This is a genomic window from Saccharomonospora azurea NA-128 (assembly GCF_000231055.2).
GTDB lineage: Bacteria > Actinomycetota > Actinomycetes > Mycobacteriales > Pseudonocardiaceae > Saccharomonospora > Saccharomonospora azurea.
The window spans coordinates 948,730-963,792 of sequence record NZ_CM001466.1 but is presented as its reverse complement, the minus strand read 5'-3'; the positions used below and the strand labels follow the sequence as shown (position 1 = coordinate 963,792).

At 71.4% G+C, this 15,063-nt stretch carries 13 protein-coding genes and 1 pseudogene; 7 read left to right on the top strand and 7 right to left on the bottom strand.

The genetic code is table 11. The annotated features are described in order from the left end of the window. Positions 1-40: 40 nt before the first annotated feature. Positions 41-697 carry a TetR/AcrR family transcriptional regulator gene (locus SACAZDRAFT_RS04325; RefSeq protein WP_005439049.1) on the bottom strand — a complete coding sequence of 219 codons (657 nt, stop codon included), beginning with the start codon at positions 695-697 and terminating at the stop codon, positions 41-43. Positions 698-767: 70 nt separating this feature from the next. Further along, complete coding sequence (locus SACAZDRAFT_RS04320) at positions 768-1,955, bottom strand: Glu/Leu/Phe/Val dehydrogenase dimerization domain-containing protein (protein ID WP_005439048.1); 1,188 nt, start codon at positions 1,953-1,955, stop codon at positions 768-770. Positions 1,956-2,091: 136 nt separating this feature from the next. Here SACAZDRAFT_RS04320 and SACAZDRAFT_RS04315 point away from each other — a divergent pair, with 136 nt between their 5' ends. The 6 genes from SACAZDRAFT_RS04315 to SACAZDRAFT_RS04290 all read left to right on the top strand — a co-directional run bounded on the left by SACAZDRAFT_RS04315 (position 2,092) and on the right by SACAZDRAFT_RS04290 (position 8,025). Further along, positions 2,092-3,018 carry a LysR family transcriptional regulator gene (locus SACAZDRAFT_RS04315; RefSeq protein WP_005446845.1) on the top strand — a complete coding sequence of 309 codons (927 nt, stop codon included), beginning with the start codon at positions 2,092-2,094 and terminating at the stop codon, positions 3,016-3,018. A 95-nt stretch (positions 3,019-3,113) separates the two neighbouring features. Next, positions 3,114-4,406 carry an ergothioneine biosynthesis glutamate--cysteine ligase EgtA gene (gene egtA, locus SACAZDRAFT_RS04310; protein WP_005439046.1) on the top strand — a complete coding sequence of 431 codons (1,293 nt, stop codon included), beginning with the start codon at positions 3,114-3,116 and terminating at the stop codon, positions 4,404-4,406. Positions 4,407-4,411: 5 nt separating this feature from the next. Further along, positions 4,412-5,806, top strand: coding sequence for an ergothioneine biosynthesis protein EgtB (gene egtB, locus SACAZDRAFT_RS04305; RefSeq protein WP_005439045.1), 1,395 nt, complete (start codon positions 4,412-4,414; stop codon positions 5,804-5,806). Beyond that, positions 5,799-6,569, top strand: coding sequence for an ergothioneine biosynthesis protein EgtC (gene egtC, locus SACAZDRAFT_RS04300; RefSeq protein ID WP_005439044.1), 771 nt, complete (start codon positions 5,799-5,801; stop codon positions 6,567-6,569). The genes egtB and egtC overlap by 8 nt, the downstream gene beginning before the upstream one ends. Positions 6,570-6,572: 3 nt before the next feature. Then, positions 6,573-7,547 carry an L-histidine N(alpha)-methyltransferase gene (gene egtD, locus SACAZDRAFT_RS04295; protein WP_005439043.1) on the top strand — a complete coding sequence of 325 codons (975 nt, stop codon included), beginning with the start codon at positions 6,573-6,575 and terminating at the stop codon, positions 7,545-7,547. Between the two features lies 1 nt (position 7,548). Continuing rightward, a complete protein-coding gene (locus SACAZDRAFT_RS04290) occupies positions 7,549-8,025 on the top strand; it encodes a nitroreductase family deazaflavin-dependent oxidoreductase (RefSeq protein ID WP_005439042.1) in 477 nt (158 codons plus the stop codon). Here the strand turns inward: SACAZDRAFT_RS04290 and SACAZDRAFT_RS04285 are convergent. The 5 genes from SACAZDRAFT_RS04285 to SACAZDRAFT_RS04265 form a co-directional block, all read right to left on the bottom strand. Next, positions 8,017-8,745 (bottom strand): nucleoside/nucleotide kinase family protein, encoded by a 729-nt coding sequence (locus tag SACAZDRAFT_RS04285; RefSeq protein ID WP_037294634.1) that lies wholly within the window; start codon positions 8,743-8,745, stop codon positions 8,017-8,019. The two genes, SACAZDRAFT_RS04290 and SACAZDRAFT_RS04285, sit on opposite strands and share 9 nt — an antisense overlap. Positions 8,746-8,854: 109 nt before the next feature. After that, the gene (locus SACAZDRAFT_RS04280; RefSeq protein WP_005439039.1) at positions 8,855-9,568 is read right to left on the bottom strand and encodes a sulfite exporter TauE/SafE family protein; all 714 of its coding nucleotides are present in this window, start codon (positions 9,566-9,568) and stop codon (positions 8,855-8,857) included. An 84-nt stretch (positions 9,569-9,652) separates the two neighbouring features. Then, positions 9,653-12,478 carry an aconitate hydratase gene (locus tag SACAZDRAFT_RS04275; protein ID WP_005439029.1) on the bottom strand — a complete coding sequence of 942 codons (2,826 nt, stop codon included), beginning with the start codon at positions 12,476-12,478 and terminating at the stop codon, positions 9,653-9,655. A 190-nt stretch (positions 12,479-12,668) separates the two neighbouring features. After that, positions 12,669-14,120 carry a flagellar basal body-associated FliL family protein gene (locus SACAZDRAFT_RS04270; RefSeq protein ID WP_005439028.1) on the bottom strand — a complete coding sequence of 484 codons (1,452 nt, stop codon included), beginning with the start codon at positions 14,118-14,120 and terminating at the stop codon, positions 12,669-12,671. Next, the gene (locus SACAZDRAFT_RS04265) at positions 14,117-14,611 is read right to left on the bottom strand and encodes a hypothetical protein (protein ID WP_005439026.1); all 495 of its coding nucleotides are present in this window, start codon (positions 14,609-14,611) and stop codon (positions 14,117-14,119) included. Before SACAZDRAFT_RS04265 ends, SACAZDRAFT_RS04270 begins: the two co-directional genes overlap by 4 nt. A 261-nt stretch (positions 14,612-14,872) precedes the next feature. Here SACAZDRAFT_RS04265 and SACAZDRAFT_RS23130 point away from each other — a divergent pair. After that, positions 14,873-15,063 (top strand): annotated as a pseudogene (locus SACAZDRAFT_RS23130) (hydrolase); the annotation flags it as partial.

The window sequence follows — 15,063 nt, the reverse complement described above, 5'->3', positions numbered from 1 at the left end:
ATATCGAGTGGCGTTCGACGTGGCGCTATCTTAACCACGCTCAACGAGTGTCCGGGATGTCTTGTTCCCCATACCGATCGACATTGTGATCTTCGGCGTCGCCGGCCGTGGAGCCGGTCGATCGACCGCGGTGTCGCCGCACACTCTCCTCGACGACGTCGAGCACCGGTTCGAGGTCGTCCGCGGGCAGTCCCATGGCGAGGTGCGACACGAGTCCTTCGAGGACCAGTTCCAGGTACGACGTGAGTACGTCGATGCTCACGTCGTCGCGGAGGTTGCCCGCGTCCCGCTGCCACAGCAGGCGTCGGCGGGTGGCGGTCGTCAGCTGCTCCGAGCGTTCGGCCCAGCGGGCGCGGAACTCCGGATCGGTGCGCAGCCTCCGGGAGACCTCCAGGCGGGTGCCGAGCCAGTCGGCGGGGTGCTCGCGGGAGTTCGACAGCAGGTCGCGCATGACCTGGACGAGACCCTGCTCGGCGACGACGTCGGCCATGCGCCGCGCGTCGTCCTCGGCGAGGGCGAGGAACAAGGAGTCCTTGTCGCGGAAGTGGTGGAAGATCGCACCGCGCGACAGGCCGGTCTCCTCCTCCAACCGCCGGACCGTGGCGCCCTCGTAGCCGTACCGCGTGAAACACACGCGGGCGCCGTCGAGGATCTGTCGACGGCGCGCCGCGAGGTGGTCCTGACTGACCCGTGGCATCCCACGATCTTCGCAGCTACGCTGCGTGTTCGCAATCCGTACGTACGTACTGTGACGGTGCTCCCCCGCGTCAGGGGATCGTGAGCGCCTGGTCGGTGGAGGATGACTGTGTCGTGTTCCGGACCGTGACGAACTCCATCGCCGTCTGCCGCGGGGACACCCGATCGCTGTGCCACGCCGCGAGCAGCAAGGCCACCTTCGACTGCATCTCGGACCGCAGCTTGACGAACGAGTCGGTCGGATCGGTGCCGACGTGGCCGAGGATGAGCCACCACGCCCACGCCGCGGCGCCCGCGTTGGCCACGAAGTCGGGAACCACCGGAATGCCCCGTGCGGCGAGCATGGCCTCGGCCTCGGGTGTGGTCGCCGCGTTGGCGGCCTCCACGACGGCGGACGCCTTCACGTCGTAGGTGTTGTCCGGGGTGAGCGCGTACGACACCGCGGCGGGAACGAGGACGTCCGCCTCCGTGGCGATCACCGCCGACCGGGGCAGCCGCTGGACGTGCTCGGGTACGCGGCTGCGGTCGATCTCGCCGTAGCGGTCGCGGGCGTCCAGCAGCGCGGGCACGTCGAGGCCGTCCGGGTCGTAGAGGGTGCCCGCGACGTCGGCGACGGCCACGACGCGCACGCCCGCCTCGTGGAGGTACCACGCGGCGCCGCCGCCCATCGTGCCGATGCCCTGGATCGCCACGGTCGTCTCGGCGTTGTCCCGGCCCCACGCCGACACCACACCCAGACACGCCTGGGCCACGCCGTAGCCGCCGATCACGTCGCCGAGCAGCAGTCCGCCCGGCACGGGCGCGGAGAGTCCCGCGTGCACCCGGCGCAGCGTGCGTTCCGGGTCGGCCGAGCGCTGGATGGCCGCGTGGTACGACTGCCCGAGGCCGAGCTCCGTGAACACCTCGTCGATCAGGTGTTGCGGTACCCCGAGGTCCTCGGCCGTCACCCAGTGGTCGTCCAGCCACGGGCGCATCGCCTGGCAGAACCGGCTGAGCACGCCCCGCGCCCGCGGATCCTTGGGGTCGAAGTCGATGCCGCCCTTGGCGCCGCCGACGGGAAGGTCGAACGTCGCCGTCTTGGCGGCCATACCCCGGGCGAGGTCCTCGACCTCGGACAGGGTGCAACCGGCGCGCATGCGCGTCCCACCGGTCGCCAGGCCGGAGACCAGCGTGTGCACGACCAGGTAGCCGTGCGCGCCCGTCACCGGATCCGTCCACGTCAACCGCAGCAGCGGTTCGGCAGCATGCTGGAGACCCACTCGACCCCTCCTCGTTACGCCCTGCCCGGTGTTTCGGTGCTTCTTTCGCGCCTCGCCGCGCGTACTCACAGGCTGAGGTCGAGCGCGTGCTCACGTCCAGTTAAGAACCGTGCACGATTGCCTTTAGTGTTGATGCATGGAGCTGTCGGTGCATCGGTTGCGGATGCTGCGGGAGTTGCATCGCAGGGGCACGGTCACCGCCGCGGCGGCGGCACTGCACTACACGGCCTCCGCCGTGTCGCAGCAGCTCGCGCAACTGGAGCGGGACGTCGGTGCGAAGCTCTTCGAGCGCCTGGGCCGCCGGGTGCAGCTCACCGAACTCGGCATGCTGCTCACCGAGCACGCCGAGGAGATCCTCGGCGCGGTCGAGCGGGCCACGCTGGCGCTGGAGGAGGCGCAGCAGACGCAGTCGGTGCGGCTGACCGCGGGAGTGTGGGCGTCGGTGGCGTCCGGTCTGCTGCCCACGGCGCTCGCCTCGCTCGCCGAGGAGCACCCCGGCATCGAGGTCCGCACGCGCGAACTCGCTCCCGAGGAGACGGCCGACGCGGTGCGGGACGGCGCGCTGGACCTCTCGTTCGTCATCGACTACACCGACGCCCCGACGCCGTGGGATCCCGGGTTGGAGCGCGCGGCGGTGGCCGTGGAGCGGCTGCACGCCGCCATGCCCGCCGCCACCGCGCCGGCGAGCTCGGTGAGCCTGTCGGACCTCGCCGACCAACCGTGGATCCTCGCGAGTCCGCGGAGCCAGTTCGGCCGGGCGGTGCGGGTGGCCTGCCAGCGGTTCGGGTTCCAGCCGAAGATCGACCACGAGGTCGAGGAGCAGGCCACGGCGATGGCGATGGTGAGCGCCGGGCTGGGCGTCACCCTGGTCTCCGACCTCGGGTTGACCCTGCGACCGTCCGGCGTCGACATCGTCACCCTGGCGACGCCGGTGATGCGGACCGTCTCCGTGGCCTACCGCCGCACCAGCCAGCGCCGACCCGCGTTGCGGCTGGTCATCGACGCCGTGCGTGCCGCGGCGGCGGAACTCGGCCTGGGTGCGTCGCCGACCGTCCCGGGCTGACAGGTTTCGCTCATCCGGAAGTGTCGTATCCCTTCTCAGACGTTCGCGGACGTTCGCTCCGACGTCCGGGCCACCGACGCATGGGGAGGGTGGGCATGACGGCGATACCCGTCGCGCAACCGGAAAGCCGCGATCCACGGCGCCGCGATCGCCCCGACACGACCATCGAGCCCGAGGAGGTCGCGGCGCGCGTCGTCTCCGATCGCGCGGAGGGCGAGGCGTACGTCGCGTCGGTGTGCTTCAAGCACGGGCCTCCGCGCCTGCTCGGTGTCGAACTGGAGTATCTCGTCCACGACGTCATCGACCCCGCCCGTCCTTTGACCGCAGCCCGGCTGGCCACCGCTCTCGGCCCACACGCTCCCCGCACACTCGTCCCCGACAGCCCCGCCTCGCCGTTGCCCGCGGGATCCGCTCTCACGCTCGAACCCGGTGGACAGGTCGAGGTCTCCACCGCCCCCGCGGCGTCGTTCCGCGCCCTCGTCGAGGCGGCTGAGCACGACCTCGCCTACGTCGCCGACCGGCTCGCCTCCGCGGGCCTGCGACTCGGCTCGGAGGCCATCGACGCCTTCCGGGCGCCGTCCCGACTGCTGACGACCCCGCGTTACGCCGCGATGGAACGCCGCTTCGCGCCGAGGGGCCCGGGCGGGATCACGATGATGTGCAGCACGGCGGCGTTGCAGGTGTGCGTCGACGCGGGGGAGGCGTCCGAGGCTCCGCGCCGGTGGGCCGCGGCTCATGCCCTCGGCCCGGTGCTACTGGCCCTGTTCGCCAACTCCCGGCGGCACGCGGGTGTCGACACGGGACTCGCGTCGGCGCGCTGGCGGTCCGTGATGGACACCGAGCCGTGCCGCACCGTCGCGCAGCAGCCCTGCGACGACCCGGCCGGGAGCTGGGCGTCCCGCGTCCTGGACACACCGTTGATGGTCGTGCGCCGACCCGGGGTGTCGTGGGACGCGCCGGCCGGGTTGACCTTCGCCGACTGGATCGAGGCGCGCGGCGAGGCGGCCGCGTTGCCCCGGCCCACCTTCGGCGACCTGTCGTACCACCTCACCACCCTGTTCCCGCCGGTCCGTCCGCACGGGCACCTGGAGATCCGCTATCTCGACGCCCAGCCCGTGCAGCAGTGGGCCCCGCCCGTGGCACTGCTCGCGGCGCTCCTCTCCACACCGTCCACGGTGGACTCCGCGCTGGAGCTCTGCGAACCCGTCGCGGGGCAATGGGACGCCGCGGCGCAGCACGGAACCGACGACGTCGCTCTCGCCGCCGCGGCGCGCGCCGTGGGTGAACTCGGCTGTGCGGCGCTGTCCGACCTCGACCTGCCCGACCACACGATCACCGACATCGCCGGTGCCGTCGAGCGGCGGTGGCGACGGTGTGAAAGGGAGTGACGCCCATGACCAGCGTTCACCGCGACCTCGACCTCCGCCCGAGGGAGGCCGCGATCGACGAGGCGGGCCACCCGCTTCACCTCCTGTCCGAAGAGGAGCTGAGAGCCCACGTCGCCGAGGTGCTGGAGCGCGCGCGTCGGCGCAGTGCCGGACTCACCGACGCGGTGGACGACGCCGACCTCGTCAAGCAGCACTCGACGCTGATGTCACCGCTGGTGTGGGACCTCGCGCACGTCGGCAGCCAGGAGGAGATCTGGCTCGTCCGCGACGTGGGCGGCCGGGACCCGCTGCGTCCGGACATCGACGACCTCTACGACGCCTTCCAGCACCCCCGCTCCACCCGGCCGGAGTTGCCGTTGCTCGGCCCGGAGGAGGCGCGCCGGTACGTGACGGAGGTGCGGGACAAGGCGATGGACGTGCTGGAGCGCGCCGCTCTGCGGGGACGGGACCTCACCTGCCACGCGTTCGCGTTCGGCATGGTCGCCCAGCACGAGCAGCAGCACGACGAGACGATGCTGGCCACCCATCAGCTGCGTCGCGGGGATCCCGTCCTGCACGCGCCCGCGCCGCCGCCCGCGGTGGTGCACGACCTGCCCGAGGAGGTCGTCGTCCCGGCGGGGCCGTTCGCGATGGGCACGTCGATCGAGCCGTGGGCGCTGGACAACGAGCAGCCCGTGCACGAGGTGTTCGTCGACACCTTCGCCCTCGACACCACCCCGGTGACCAACGGCCGCTACGCGGAGTTCGTCGACGACGGCGGCTACACCGACCCGCGGTGGTGGAGCACCGCCGGGTGGGCCTACCGCAGCGCACACGGCATCACGGCACCCCGGTTCTGGCGGCGGGAGGACGCGCAGTGGTGGCGCATCCGGTTCGGCGTGTACGAGCCCGCGCCGCCCGACGAGCCCGTCGTCCACGTCTCCTACTACGAGGCCGAGGCGTTCGCGGCCTGGGCGGGCAAGCGACTGCCGACCGAGGCCGAGTGGGAGAAGGCGGCACGGTACGACCCGGCGACCGGGCGTTCGCGGCGTTACCCGTGGGGCGACGACGATCCGACGCCCGAGCACGCCAACCTCGGGCAACGCCATCTGCGCCCGGCGCCCGTGGGCGCGTACCCGCGGGGCGCCTCGCCGCTGGGCGTGCACCAGCTCATCGGAGACGTCTGGGAGTGGACGAGCAGCGACTTCCATCCCTATCCGGGCTTCGTCGCCTTCCCGTACCGCGAGTACTCCGAGGTGTTCTTCGGCTCCGAGTACAAGGTCTTGCGCGGTGGTTCGTTCGGCAGTGACGCGGTGGCGGTGCGGGGCACGTTCCGGAACTGGGACTTCCCCCTCCGCAGGCAGATCTTCGCCGGGTTCCGGTGTGCCCGCGACGTGCGAGGCGGCGACGCGGGTGTGTAGGCACGTGGCGTACCTCGGGCCGCCGAGCGCGCCCGCGGAGCCGGTGCTGCACGCGCCGCACTCGCTCGTGGTGCAGGCGTACGCGCCGAAGGACATGCGCGGCGGCGGCACGGTGAACGTCGACGGGTTCGGCGTCGGCTGGTTCGCCGACGACGGCTACCCGACGCGCTACCGCCGTGCGGGTCCGATCTGGACCGACCCGGCGCTGGAGCGGATGCTGCGGCCCGTGCGGTCGACGGCGTTCGTCGGTGCCGTGCGGTCCGGGACGGTGGGCATGCCCGTGACGGAAGGGGCGTGCGCCCCGTTCGCCGACGACGACTGGCTGTTCAGCCACAACGGGGTCGTGCTCGGCTGGCCGGAGTCGGTCGCCGGGTTGGCCGAGGAGGTGCCCGTCGTGGATCTGCTGCGCCTCGACGCGCCCACCGACTCGGCGTTGCTGTGGGCGTGGCTGCGCCGCGCGTTGCGCGGGGGAGCCGACCCGGTCGACGCGGTGCGCGAGCTGGTGCGTCGTGTCGCGGCGACGTCGCGGGGAGCGCGGCTCAACCTGCTGCTCGTGGGACGGAGTGTGCTCGTGGCGACCGCGTGGTCCCACTCGTTGTGGTCGCGCTCCGCCGGGGCCGGAGTCCTGGTCGCCTCCGAGCCCTGCGACGAGGAGCCCGGCTGGCGGCCCGTGCCGGACGGTGGGCTGCTCGTGGCGCGCAGCGACGGCGCCTCGACGACGTGCGAGGTGGAGAAGATCGCACAACCGGAACGAACGGAGTGACGTGTGAGCGAGGTGTCGATCGACGTTCACCGCGACGGCGCGGAGGTCACCGACGCACTGCGGAGGGACGTCCGCGAGGGCCTGTCGGCGGAGGTCAAGTGGTTGCCGTCCAAGTGGCTCTACGACGCACAGGGCAGCGCGTTGTTCGACCGCATCACCGGCGTGCCGGAGTACTACCCGACGCGTGCCGAGCGGGAGATCCTGCGGACTCGCTCCGCCGACATCGCGTCCACGACGGGCGCGCGGACCCTGGTGGAGCTGGGCTCCGGGTCGAGCGAGAAGACGCGGCTGCTGCTCGACGCGGGCACCGCGCACGGGACATTGCGGCAGTTCGTGCCCCTCGACGTGTCGGAGTCGGCGCTGGCGGCCTCCGCCGAGGCGATCGCCGCCGAGTACCCGGACCTGTCCGTGCGCGGCGTGGTCGCGGACTTCACCGAACACCTGGACTTCCTGCCCGGTGCGGCGCCGCGAGTGGTGGCCTTCCTCGGCGGCACGATCGGCAACTTCCTGCCGGCGGAGCGGGCGAAGTTCCTCGCCTCGGTGCGGTCGGTGCTGGCCACGGGGGAGTGGCTGCTGCTCGGCACCGACCTGGTCAAGGACGTCGGCACGCTCGTCACCGCCTACGACGATCCGCAGGGCGTCACGGCGGAGTTCAACCGCAACGTCCTGCACGTGTTGAGGACCCACCTCGGCGCGGACGTCGATCCCGCCGCGTTCGACCACGTCGCCCACTGGGACGCGCGGCAGGAGTGGATCGAGATGCGCCTGCGGGCTCGCCACCCGATGACGGTGCAGATTCCCGGCGCGGACCTCACGGTGCGTTTCGAGCGGGGCGAGTACGTGCGGACCGAGATCTCGGCCAAGTTCCGGCCCGAGGGGGTGCGCGCCGAGCTGACCGACGCGGGCTTCGACGTGCGGCACTGGTGGACCGACGCGCAGGACCGCTTCGGACTGAGCCTGGCGCAGGTGCGCGACTGACATGTCGGCGCGCACGGCGCTGGCCCGGTTCCTGGGTTCACGGCGCTGGGTGATGCGCCTGGCCCCGGCGATCGTGCGCGTCGACCGGCACCTGCACCGGCTGACGGCCGGGCGCGGGACGTTGCTGCGCCTGGCGGGACTGCCGACGGTGCGGCTGACCACCGTGGGCCGACGCAGCGGGCTGCGGCGCGAGACGCAGTTGCTGTGCCTGCCGATGCCGGACGCCGTCGTGGTGGTGGGGTCGAACTGGGGCAGGCCACGGGACCCGGACTGGGCACACAACCTCCGGGCGCGACCCGACGCGGCCGTGACGCTCGACGGCGCGAGGGTGCCGGTGCGGGCGTGGGAGGTGACGGGCGCGGAGTACGAGCGCCTGTGGGAGCGCCTGGTGCGGTACTGGCCCGGCTACGGCGCCGAGCGCGAGTGGGCGGGCCGGCCGCTGCCGGTGTTCGTGCTCGACTTCCGTCGGTCAGCGTGACTCGCGGACGACACGCGGCCGGGTGAAGTCGGTGTTGTCGACGACGACGTCGGCGAGCCGCTGCGGGCGCACCTCGCTCTCGTAGCACTCCATCGACGGCAGGTAGCGGTGGCGGTGCAGCGCCGTCGCGTCGGCTCCGGCCCACGAGGCGTCGCGTGCGGCGCCCCGGCGCACGGAGAGCTCCGGGGCGATGTCCAGCCAGATGCGGAAGTCCCAGTGGCGGTCGATCTCGGGGCGGAAGGCGAAGACGCCGTCGACGACCAGCACCGCGTCCGGCGGAGCCGGGGTCACGACGTCCGAGTGGTCCTTCTGGGTCAGCGGGTCGATGCTGCACAGCACGCACCGCCCCGTGCCGCCGGGTGCGGCGGGCTCCAGCAGGAGGCGGGTGACGGCGTCGTAGTCGTAGGCGTTGCGGTAGTACCCCTCGCCGGACTCGCGGTCGTAGCGGTGGCGGTCCTTCCACGGTCGTTTGAAGTCGTCGAGGCACGCCCGCAGCACCGGCCGCCCGGCCCGGACGAGGTGCTCGGCGAGTTCGTGACCGAGACTGGTCTTGCCCGCCGCCGTCGGCCCGTCGATGGCGACACGCAGCCGCGCGGGAGCCAAGGCCAGGATTCGCTCGGCGAGGCGGTCCACCAACGCGTGTCGTCCGGGCGACGCCGGTGGTGGCGTGGGTGGCTGCAACGTCGACGTCGAGAACCGCACCACGGGTTGTGCCGTCATGTCCGGCAGGCTAAGGCGCTCCGGTGGACGGGTGCGTCCGCTGAACGGGTGCTCGTGGGCGTGCACGCTGTCGTTCGTCGACTGAAGGCCCGGTTCTCTGTGCACGCGTTCAGCCCACGGCGCTGCGGGCGAGCAGGGCCAGTGCGCTCGCCGCGGCCACGCTGAGAACGGCCACGCGCATCCGTCGTCCGTACAGGAACCGGCGTGCGGGTCCGGAGAGCAGGAAACCGGCGACGAGGAACGGCAGCAACCACAGCACGGTCGTGAGCTGGTACCCGTGCACCTGCCCCGCGACACCCAGGGCGAGCAGCGACAGCGACGACCCGACCCCGAAGCAGGCGGCGAGCGTGGCTCGGATGCGCGGGCCCGACTCGTGTTGATAGAGCAGGGCGATCGGCGGGCCTCCGATGGACGACGCCGTGCCGAAGGTTCCGCTCGCCACGCCCGCCACCACCAGCGCCCCCGGCGTCGGCCTCGGCGTCCACGACACCACCGACAGCACCACGCACGCCAGCACGGCGGCACCGACGATGGCCGCGAACGGGCGTTCCGCGAGCAGCGCCACCGCCAGCACGCCCAACGCCGTGCCGGGCAGCCGACCCACCATCACGTACCCGACGCCGCGCCAGTCGACGTCGCGGAACTCCCGCCCGAAAGCCAGGGCCGCGTGCGCCAACGCGACCACCAGCAGCGGCACCGGGACCAGCCGGGGGTCCACCAGCGCCAGCAGCGGTGCGGCGACGAGGTTCATGCCATAGCCGACGGACCCCTGCACCAGTGCCCCGGCGAACACCGCCGCGCCCGCCAACAGGATCTCCGGCACGAACCCACCTCCCCGAGACAGCACGGCGGCCCACCACGCACATCACGTGGTGGGCCGCCGTGCCGACCGTTCCTACGCCTCGGATCAGGCGCCTGTCATCCTCCGCAGCACGTACTGCAAGATGCCGCCGTTGCGGTAGTAGTCCGCCTCACCCGGCGTGTCGATCCGCACGACCGCGTCGAACTCGACCTTGCTGCCGTCGTCCTTCGTGGCCGTCACGTGCACCGTGCTCGGGGTCTCGCCCTCGTTGAGCTTGGTGATGCCGCTGATGTCGTAGGTCTCCGTGCCGTCCAGGCCGAGCGACTCGGCGGAGGAGCCCTCCGGGAACTGCAGCGGAATCACACCCATGCCGATGAGGTTCGAGCGGTGGATGCGCTCGAAGGACTCGGCGATGACGGCGCGCACGCCCAGCAGGCGCGTGCCCTTCGCCGCCCAGTCACGCGACGAACCGGAGCCGTACTCCTTGCCGCCGAGCACCACCAGCGGGGTGTTCTGTGCGGCGTAGTTCTGCGCGGCGTCGTAGATGAACGCCTGCGGGCCGCCGGGCTGCGTGAAGTCGCGCGTGTAGCCGCCCTGGACGTCGTCCAGCAGCTGGTTGCGCAGGCGGATGTTGGCGAACGTGCCGCGGATCATCACCTCGTGGTTGCCACGACGCGAACCGTAGGAGTTGAAGTCCTTGCGGTCGACGCCGTGCTCGGTGAGGTAGCGGCCCGCGGGGGAGTCCGCCTTGATGGCACCGGCCGGGGAGATGTGGTCGGTGGTCACCGAGTCGCCCAGCTTCGCCAGCACCCGCGCACCGGCGATGTCGGTGACGGGCTCGGGCTCCGCGGTCATGCCCTCGAAGTACGGGGGCTTGCGGACGTAGGTGGACTCGGGGTCCCACTCGAAGGTCTTGCCCTCGGGCGTGGGCAACGACTTCCACCGCTCGCCGCCGTCGAACACGTCGGCGTAGTCCTCGGCGAACATCTCCTGCGTGATCGCCGAGTCGATGGTCTGCTGGATCTCCTGCGGCGACGGCCAGATGTCGCGCAGGAAGACGTCGTTGCCGTCGGAGTCCTGGCCGAGCGGCTGGTTGTCGAAATCGAAGTCCATCGTGCCGGCCAGCGCGTAGGCGATGACCAGCGGCGGCGACGCCAGGTAGTTCATCTTGACGTCGGGGTTGATGCGGCCCTCGAAGTTGCGGTTACCCGACAGCACCGACACGACGCTGAGGTCGTTCTCCTGCACCGCGGCCGAGACCTCCTCGGGCAGCGGGCCGGAGTTGCCGATGCAAGTCGTGCAGCCGTAGCCGACCAGGTGGTAGCCCAGCTTCTCCAGGTACGGCCAGAGGCCGGCCTTGTCGTAGTAGTTGGTGACGACCTGCGAACCGGGAGCCATGGAGGTCTTCACCCACGGCTTCACCGACAGGCCCTTCTCGACGGCGTTGCGGGCGAGCAACGCTGCGCCGAGCATCACCGACGGGTTCGAGGTGTTGGTGCACGACGTGATCGAGGCGATCACCACGGCACCGTGGTCGAGCACGAACTCGCCGCGGTCCTCCGAGGTCACCTTCACCGGCTTGCTGGGACGCCCGTTGGCGCCGTTCGCGGCCGAGTGCACCGGCGCGCCGCCCCTGTCCTCCTGCACGCCGTCGGCGATGTAGCCGGGGGCGTCGCTCGCGGGGAACGACTCCTCGGAGGCCTCGTCGACGAGCGAGGTGGTCTCCTCAGCGGACGCGTCGCTCACGTAGTCGGGCAGCGTCGCGCGGAACGACGACTTCGCGGCGCTCAGCTCGATGCGGTCCTGCGGACGCTTCGGGCCGGCGATCGACGGCACCACGGTCGACAGGTCGAGCTCCAGGTACTCGGAGTACTCGGCCTCACGGCTCGGGTCGTGCCACAGGCCCTGCTCCTTGGCGTAGGCCTCGACCAGCGCCAGCTGCTCCTCGGAGCGGCCGGTCAGCTTGAGGTAGCGCAGGGTCTCGTCGTCGATCGGGAAGATCGCGGCGGTGGAGCCGAACTCGGGGCTCATGTTGCCGATGGTCGCGCGGTTGGCCAGCGGCACCGCGCCCACGCCCTCGCCGTAGAACTCGACGAACTTGCCCACCACGCCGTGCTTGCGCAGCATCTCGGTGATGGTCAGCACGACGTCGGTGGCGGTGGCGCCCGCGGGGATCTCGCCGGTCAGCTTGAAGCCGACGACGCGCGGGATCAGCATCGACACCGGCTGGCCCAGCATCGCGGCCTCGGCCTCGATGCCGCCGACGCCCCAGCCCAGCACACCCAGGCCGTTGACCATGGTGGTGTGCGAGTCGGTGCCCACGCAGGTGTCCGGGTAGGCCTGGCCGCCTCGCGCCATCACGGTGCGCGCGAGGTGCTCGATGTTCACCTGGTGCACGATGCCGGTGCCCGGGGGAACGACCTTGAACTCCTCGAAGGCGTTCTGACCCCAGCGCAGGAACTGGTAGCGCTCGCGGTTGCGCTCGTACTCGATCTCGACGTTGCGCTCGAAGGCGTCGGCGCGGCCGAAGACGTCGATGATGACGGAGTGGTCGATCACCAGCTCGGCGGGCGCGAGCGGGTTCACCTTGTCCGGGTCGCCGCCGAGCTCGGTCACCGCCTCACGCATCGTGGCGAGGTCCACCACGCACGGCACACCGGTGAAGTCCTGCATCACGACGCGGGCCGGGGTGAACTGGATCTCGATGGACGGATCCGCGTTCGGGTCCCAGGAGCCGAGCGCGCGGATGTGCTCGGCGGTGATGTTGGCGCCGTCCTCCGTGCGCAGCAGGTTCTCGAGGAGAATCTTCAGGCTGTAGGGCAGACGCTGCGAGCCCTCGACCTTGTCCAGGCGGAACACCTCGTAGGAGGCATCACCTACCTGGAGCGTGTCGCGGGCGCCAAAGCTGTTCTTGCTGGCGGGTCCAGTCACGTTCACTCCAGTGGCGGCGGTTGTTCGGGTAGGAGCAGGTCGAGTGTCGCCCACCCCCGTCACGCCCGCAGAGATGGGCTTTCCTCCAGCCCTGCCCACTAAACCGTACGCTTGTCCTTTTTCCGGTCAAGGTCAGGATAGCGGACGGGCCCGCCACCGCGTGGGTGCCGGGCCCGTGATCTTCATCAGGTCAGTCGAACTCCAGCATCGCCCGGAACTCCTCCGGGGACAGCTCGCGGTACATGCGCATGCCCAGGTCGCCGAGGGTGCGCAGCGGGCTGACGTAGTGCTTGCCGTCGACCTCGGTGGTGATCATTCCGATGCCCTGGTCGGCCAGCACGCGCGTGAGGCGTTCCAGGACCTCGGGCGAGGCGTCCATCTCCGCGTTCTGGGCCAGCATCGCGGCGAGGTCGGCGCCGCAGAGGCGCTCGCTGCGGCCGGAGAAACCGACGTCGTAGCAGTCGCCGTCCTTGCTGACGGACAGGGTGGACCCGTTGGGTGCCGCCAGTTCCAGCTTCGTGATCGTCGCCAGTGTGCCCCCCGTGACGGGGGTGTCCTCGGTCTGGAGGTCGAGGAGCTGCACGCCCGAGCGGCGCGCGCCCTGGGCGGCGAGTGTCTGCACCAGAAGCGGGCCGACGTCGTGAGCCACGGCCATCTCGTCGGGCGGCAGCAGCTCGATCACCCGGTTCAGGTCGGCGTTGAGAGCCGCCTGCACGATGTCCCGCACGGCCTCGTCGGGTGAGTCGGCCCCGCGCGCTGGGATGGAGCTCGACGGCCACGACATGCCCTCCTCGGCGAGGGCGTTGTCGACGAGCGTGTAGAGCAGGCTCGGGTGCCATCCGCCGTCGACGTTCACGGTCGCGATGCGGATCGGCGATCCCGACTGCTTCACGAGAGTGGCGATGTCGACGGTCTCGCGAGCGGCCGTCTGTCCCGAGTCCTCCGTGGCGGCCGCGATGAAGGCGTCGCGGTACTCGGGCGAGAGCGGGAGCTGGTCGAGGTCCGCGTCGAGCGTGAACGTGCCGCCGGTGAGCTTCGCGATCGTGACGCGGTCGTTGACCTGCTCGGCGGCAGCCGTGTCGAACGTCAGGTTCTCGGCGGTGAAGCTGATGCCCGAGAAAGCGGAGGCGTCGGCGTCCTCGCTCAGCACGCCCAGCCGCGTGAACTCGGTGAACGCCTCCTGGAGCTGGTCGCCGAGCACCGCTGCCTCACCGGGTGCCAGGGAGTTCGCCGCGCCGAGGAGATCCCCGTCGCCGAGCGCCGTGAGCAGCCGGGTCGCCGCGTCCTCGGGAGTGCTCGCCCCCGAGGCGACGGACTCGCGTTCGGACAGCACCCACCACGTCGCTCCACCGCCGACGGCGAGCACGAGCGCGATGACCAGGCCCACGATGAGGCCGCGCTTGCGCCGCCCGCCCTCGGGCGGTCCGGGCGTCACGTAGCCCGGCTGCGGGACCGGGGCCGTGTGCGCGAACGACGCCTGCTGCTGGCCGGGATCGGGGTAGCCGTACGGCCCCGGCGTGCCCGGGACCTGGGGCGCTCCGGCCGGTGCGCCTGGAGCGTGGTGCGGGTTCTGCGGTGGCCCCTGCTGGCCGAACTGCTGGCCGTAGTGGTGGCCGTACTCCGGCGTACTCACTGCTGTCACCTGTCCTGAGTCTCGTCGCTGCGGTGTGTCGTCGCGCTTCGGCGGGTGGCGAAGAACAGCCCGAGTCCGCCGAGAAGCGCGAGAGCCGAGCCGGCGGTCGAGGTCGCCGGGCCGACGGTGCTGATGCCGATCAACCCGGTCACATCGCTGCTTTGGATGGTGATCAGCGCTGCCACGGTTCCCACTGTGATCGCCGTCATAGTGATGAGGCTTGCGGCGGTACGCCAGAGGCCGAGGACGAGGACGATCACGCACACGCCGGCGGCGACGATCACGCCGTTCCAGGCGCGCAGCGCCAGTCGCAGGGCCGGGTCGAGGGTCAGCAGGTGGTCGAGCAACGCGGCCGTCGCATAGCTGTCGCGTTCCACGGAGCCCGACCGCAGCCACGGCAGGAAGGTGCCGACGGCCGCCACGACGAGTCCCGCCGCGGCGAGAACGCCGCAGCCGATCACCGCCCGACTCGCGGGTGCCCGCGATGCCGGTGACCTCATGTCGCCCTCCTCGATCTCCTCGGCCTTCTCGAGCTCTGCCGGCCACCTCGGGTACGGCGGGCCGGGCGCGCTCCTCACCCGGTCCGGGGACACAGTGTCGCCCGGCCGCTGGAAAACATGACGAGAAACCACTGTTTCGTCTGGTGCGCGTGGTGCAGGTGGGTTGCGGTGGCACTGTCGAACATTTTTTCCGAAGGCGGAGGTGAGTCGGCTGTGCCGAGCACGCGTTCTTCCCGGCGCGCAGGCGGGGCGAGCAGGAGCGTGGTGATCGTAGCGACGCTCGGGGCGGTGCTCTGCGGTGGTCAGGCGGCCGCGGTCCCGCCCGCCAATCCGGGCGACGGCGAACTCCAGGCGGCGGAGGAGGACGTCGAGCGCCGGGCCGAGGAGGTCGACCGGCTCGCGGACGAACTCGCCGATGTCGAGGCCCGGCTGGCCGCGTTGCAGGCCGAGGT

Bases quoted from the DNA above. Each gene is read 5' to 3' on its own strand.
- SACAZDRAFT_RS04325 (WP_005439049.1), bottom strand. From the start codon at position 697: ATGCCACGGGTCAGTCAGGACCACCTCGCGGCGCGCCGTCGACAGATC.
- SACAZDRAFT_RS04315 (WP_005446845.1), top strand. From the start codon at position 2,092: ATGGAGCTGTCGGTGCATCGGTTGCGGATGCTGCGGGAGTTGCATCGC.
- egtA (WP_005439046.1), top strand. From the start codon at position 3,114: ATGACGGCGATACCCGTCGCGCAACCGGAAAGCCGCGATCCACGGCGC.
- egtB (WP_005439045.1), top strand. From the start codon at position 4,412: ATGACCAGCGTTCACCGCGACCTCGACCTCCGCCCGAGGGAGGCCGCG.
- SACAZDRAFT_RS04290 (WP_005439042.1), top strand. From the start codon at position 7,549: ATGTCGGCGCGCACGGCGCTGGCCCGGTTCCTGGGTTCACGGCGCTGG.
- SACAZDRAFT_RS04285 (WP_037294634.1), bottom strand. From the start codon at position 8,745: ATGACGGCACAACCCGTGGTGCGGTTCTCGACGTCGACGTTGCAGCCA.
- SACAZDRAFT_RS04265 (WP_005439026.1), bottom strand. From the start codon at position 14,611: ATGAGGTCACCGGCATCGCGGGCACCCGCGAGTCGGGCGGTGATCGGC.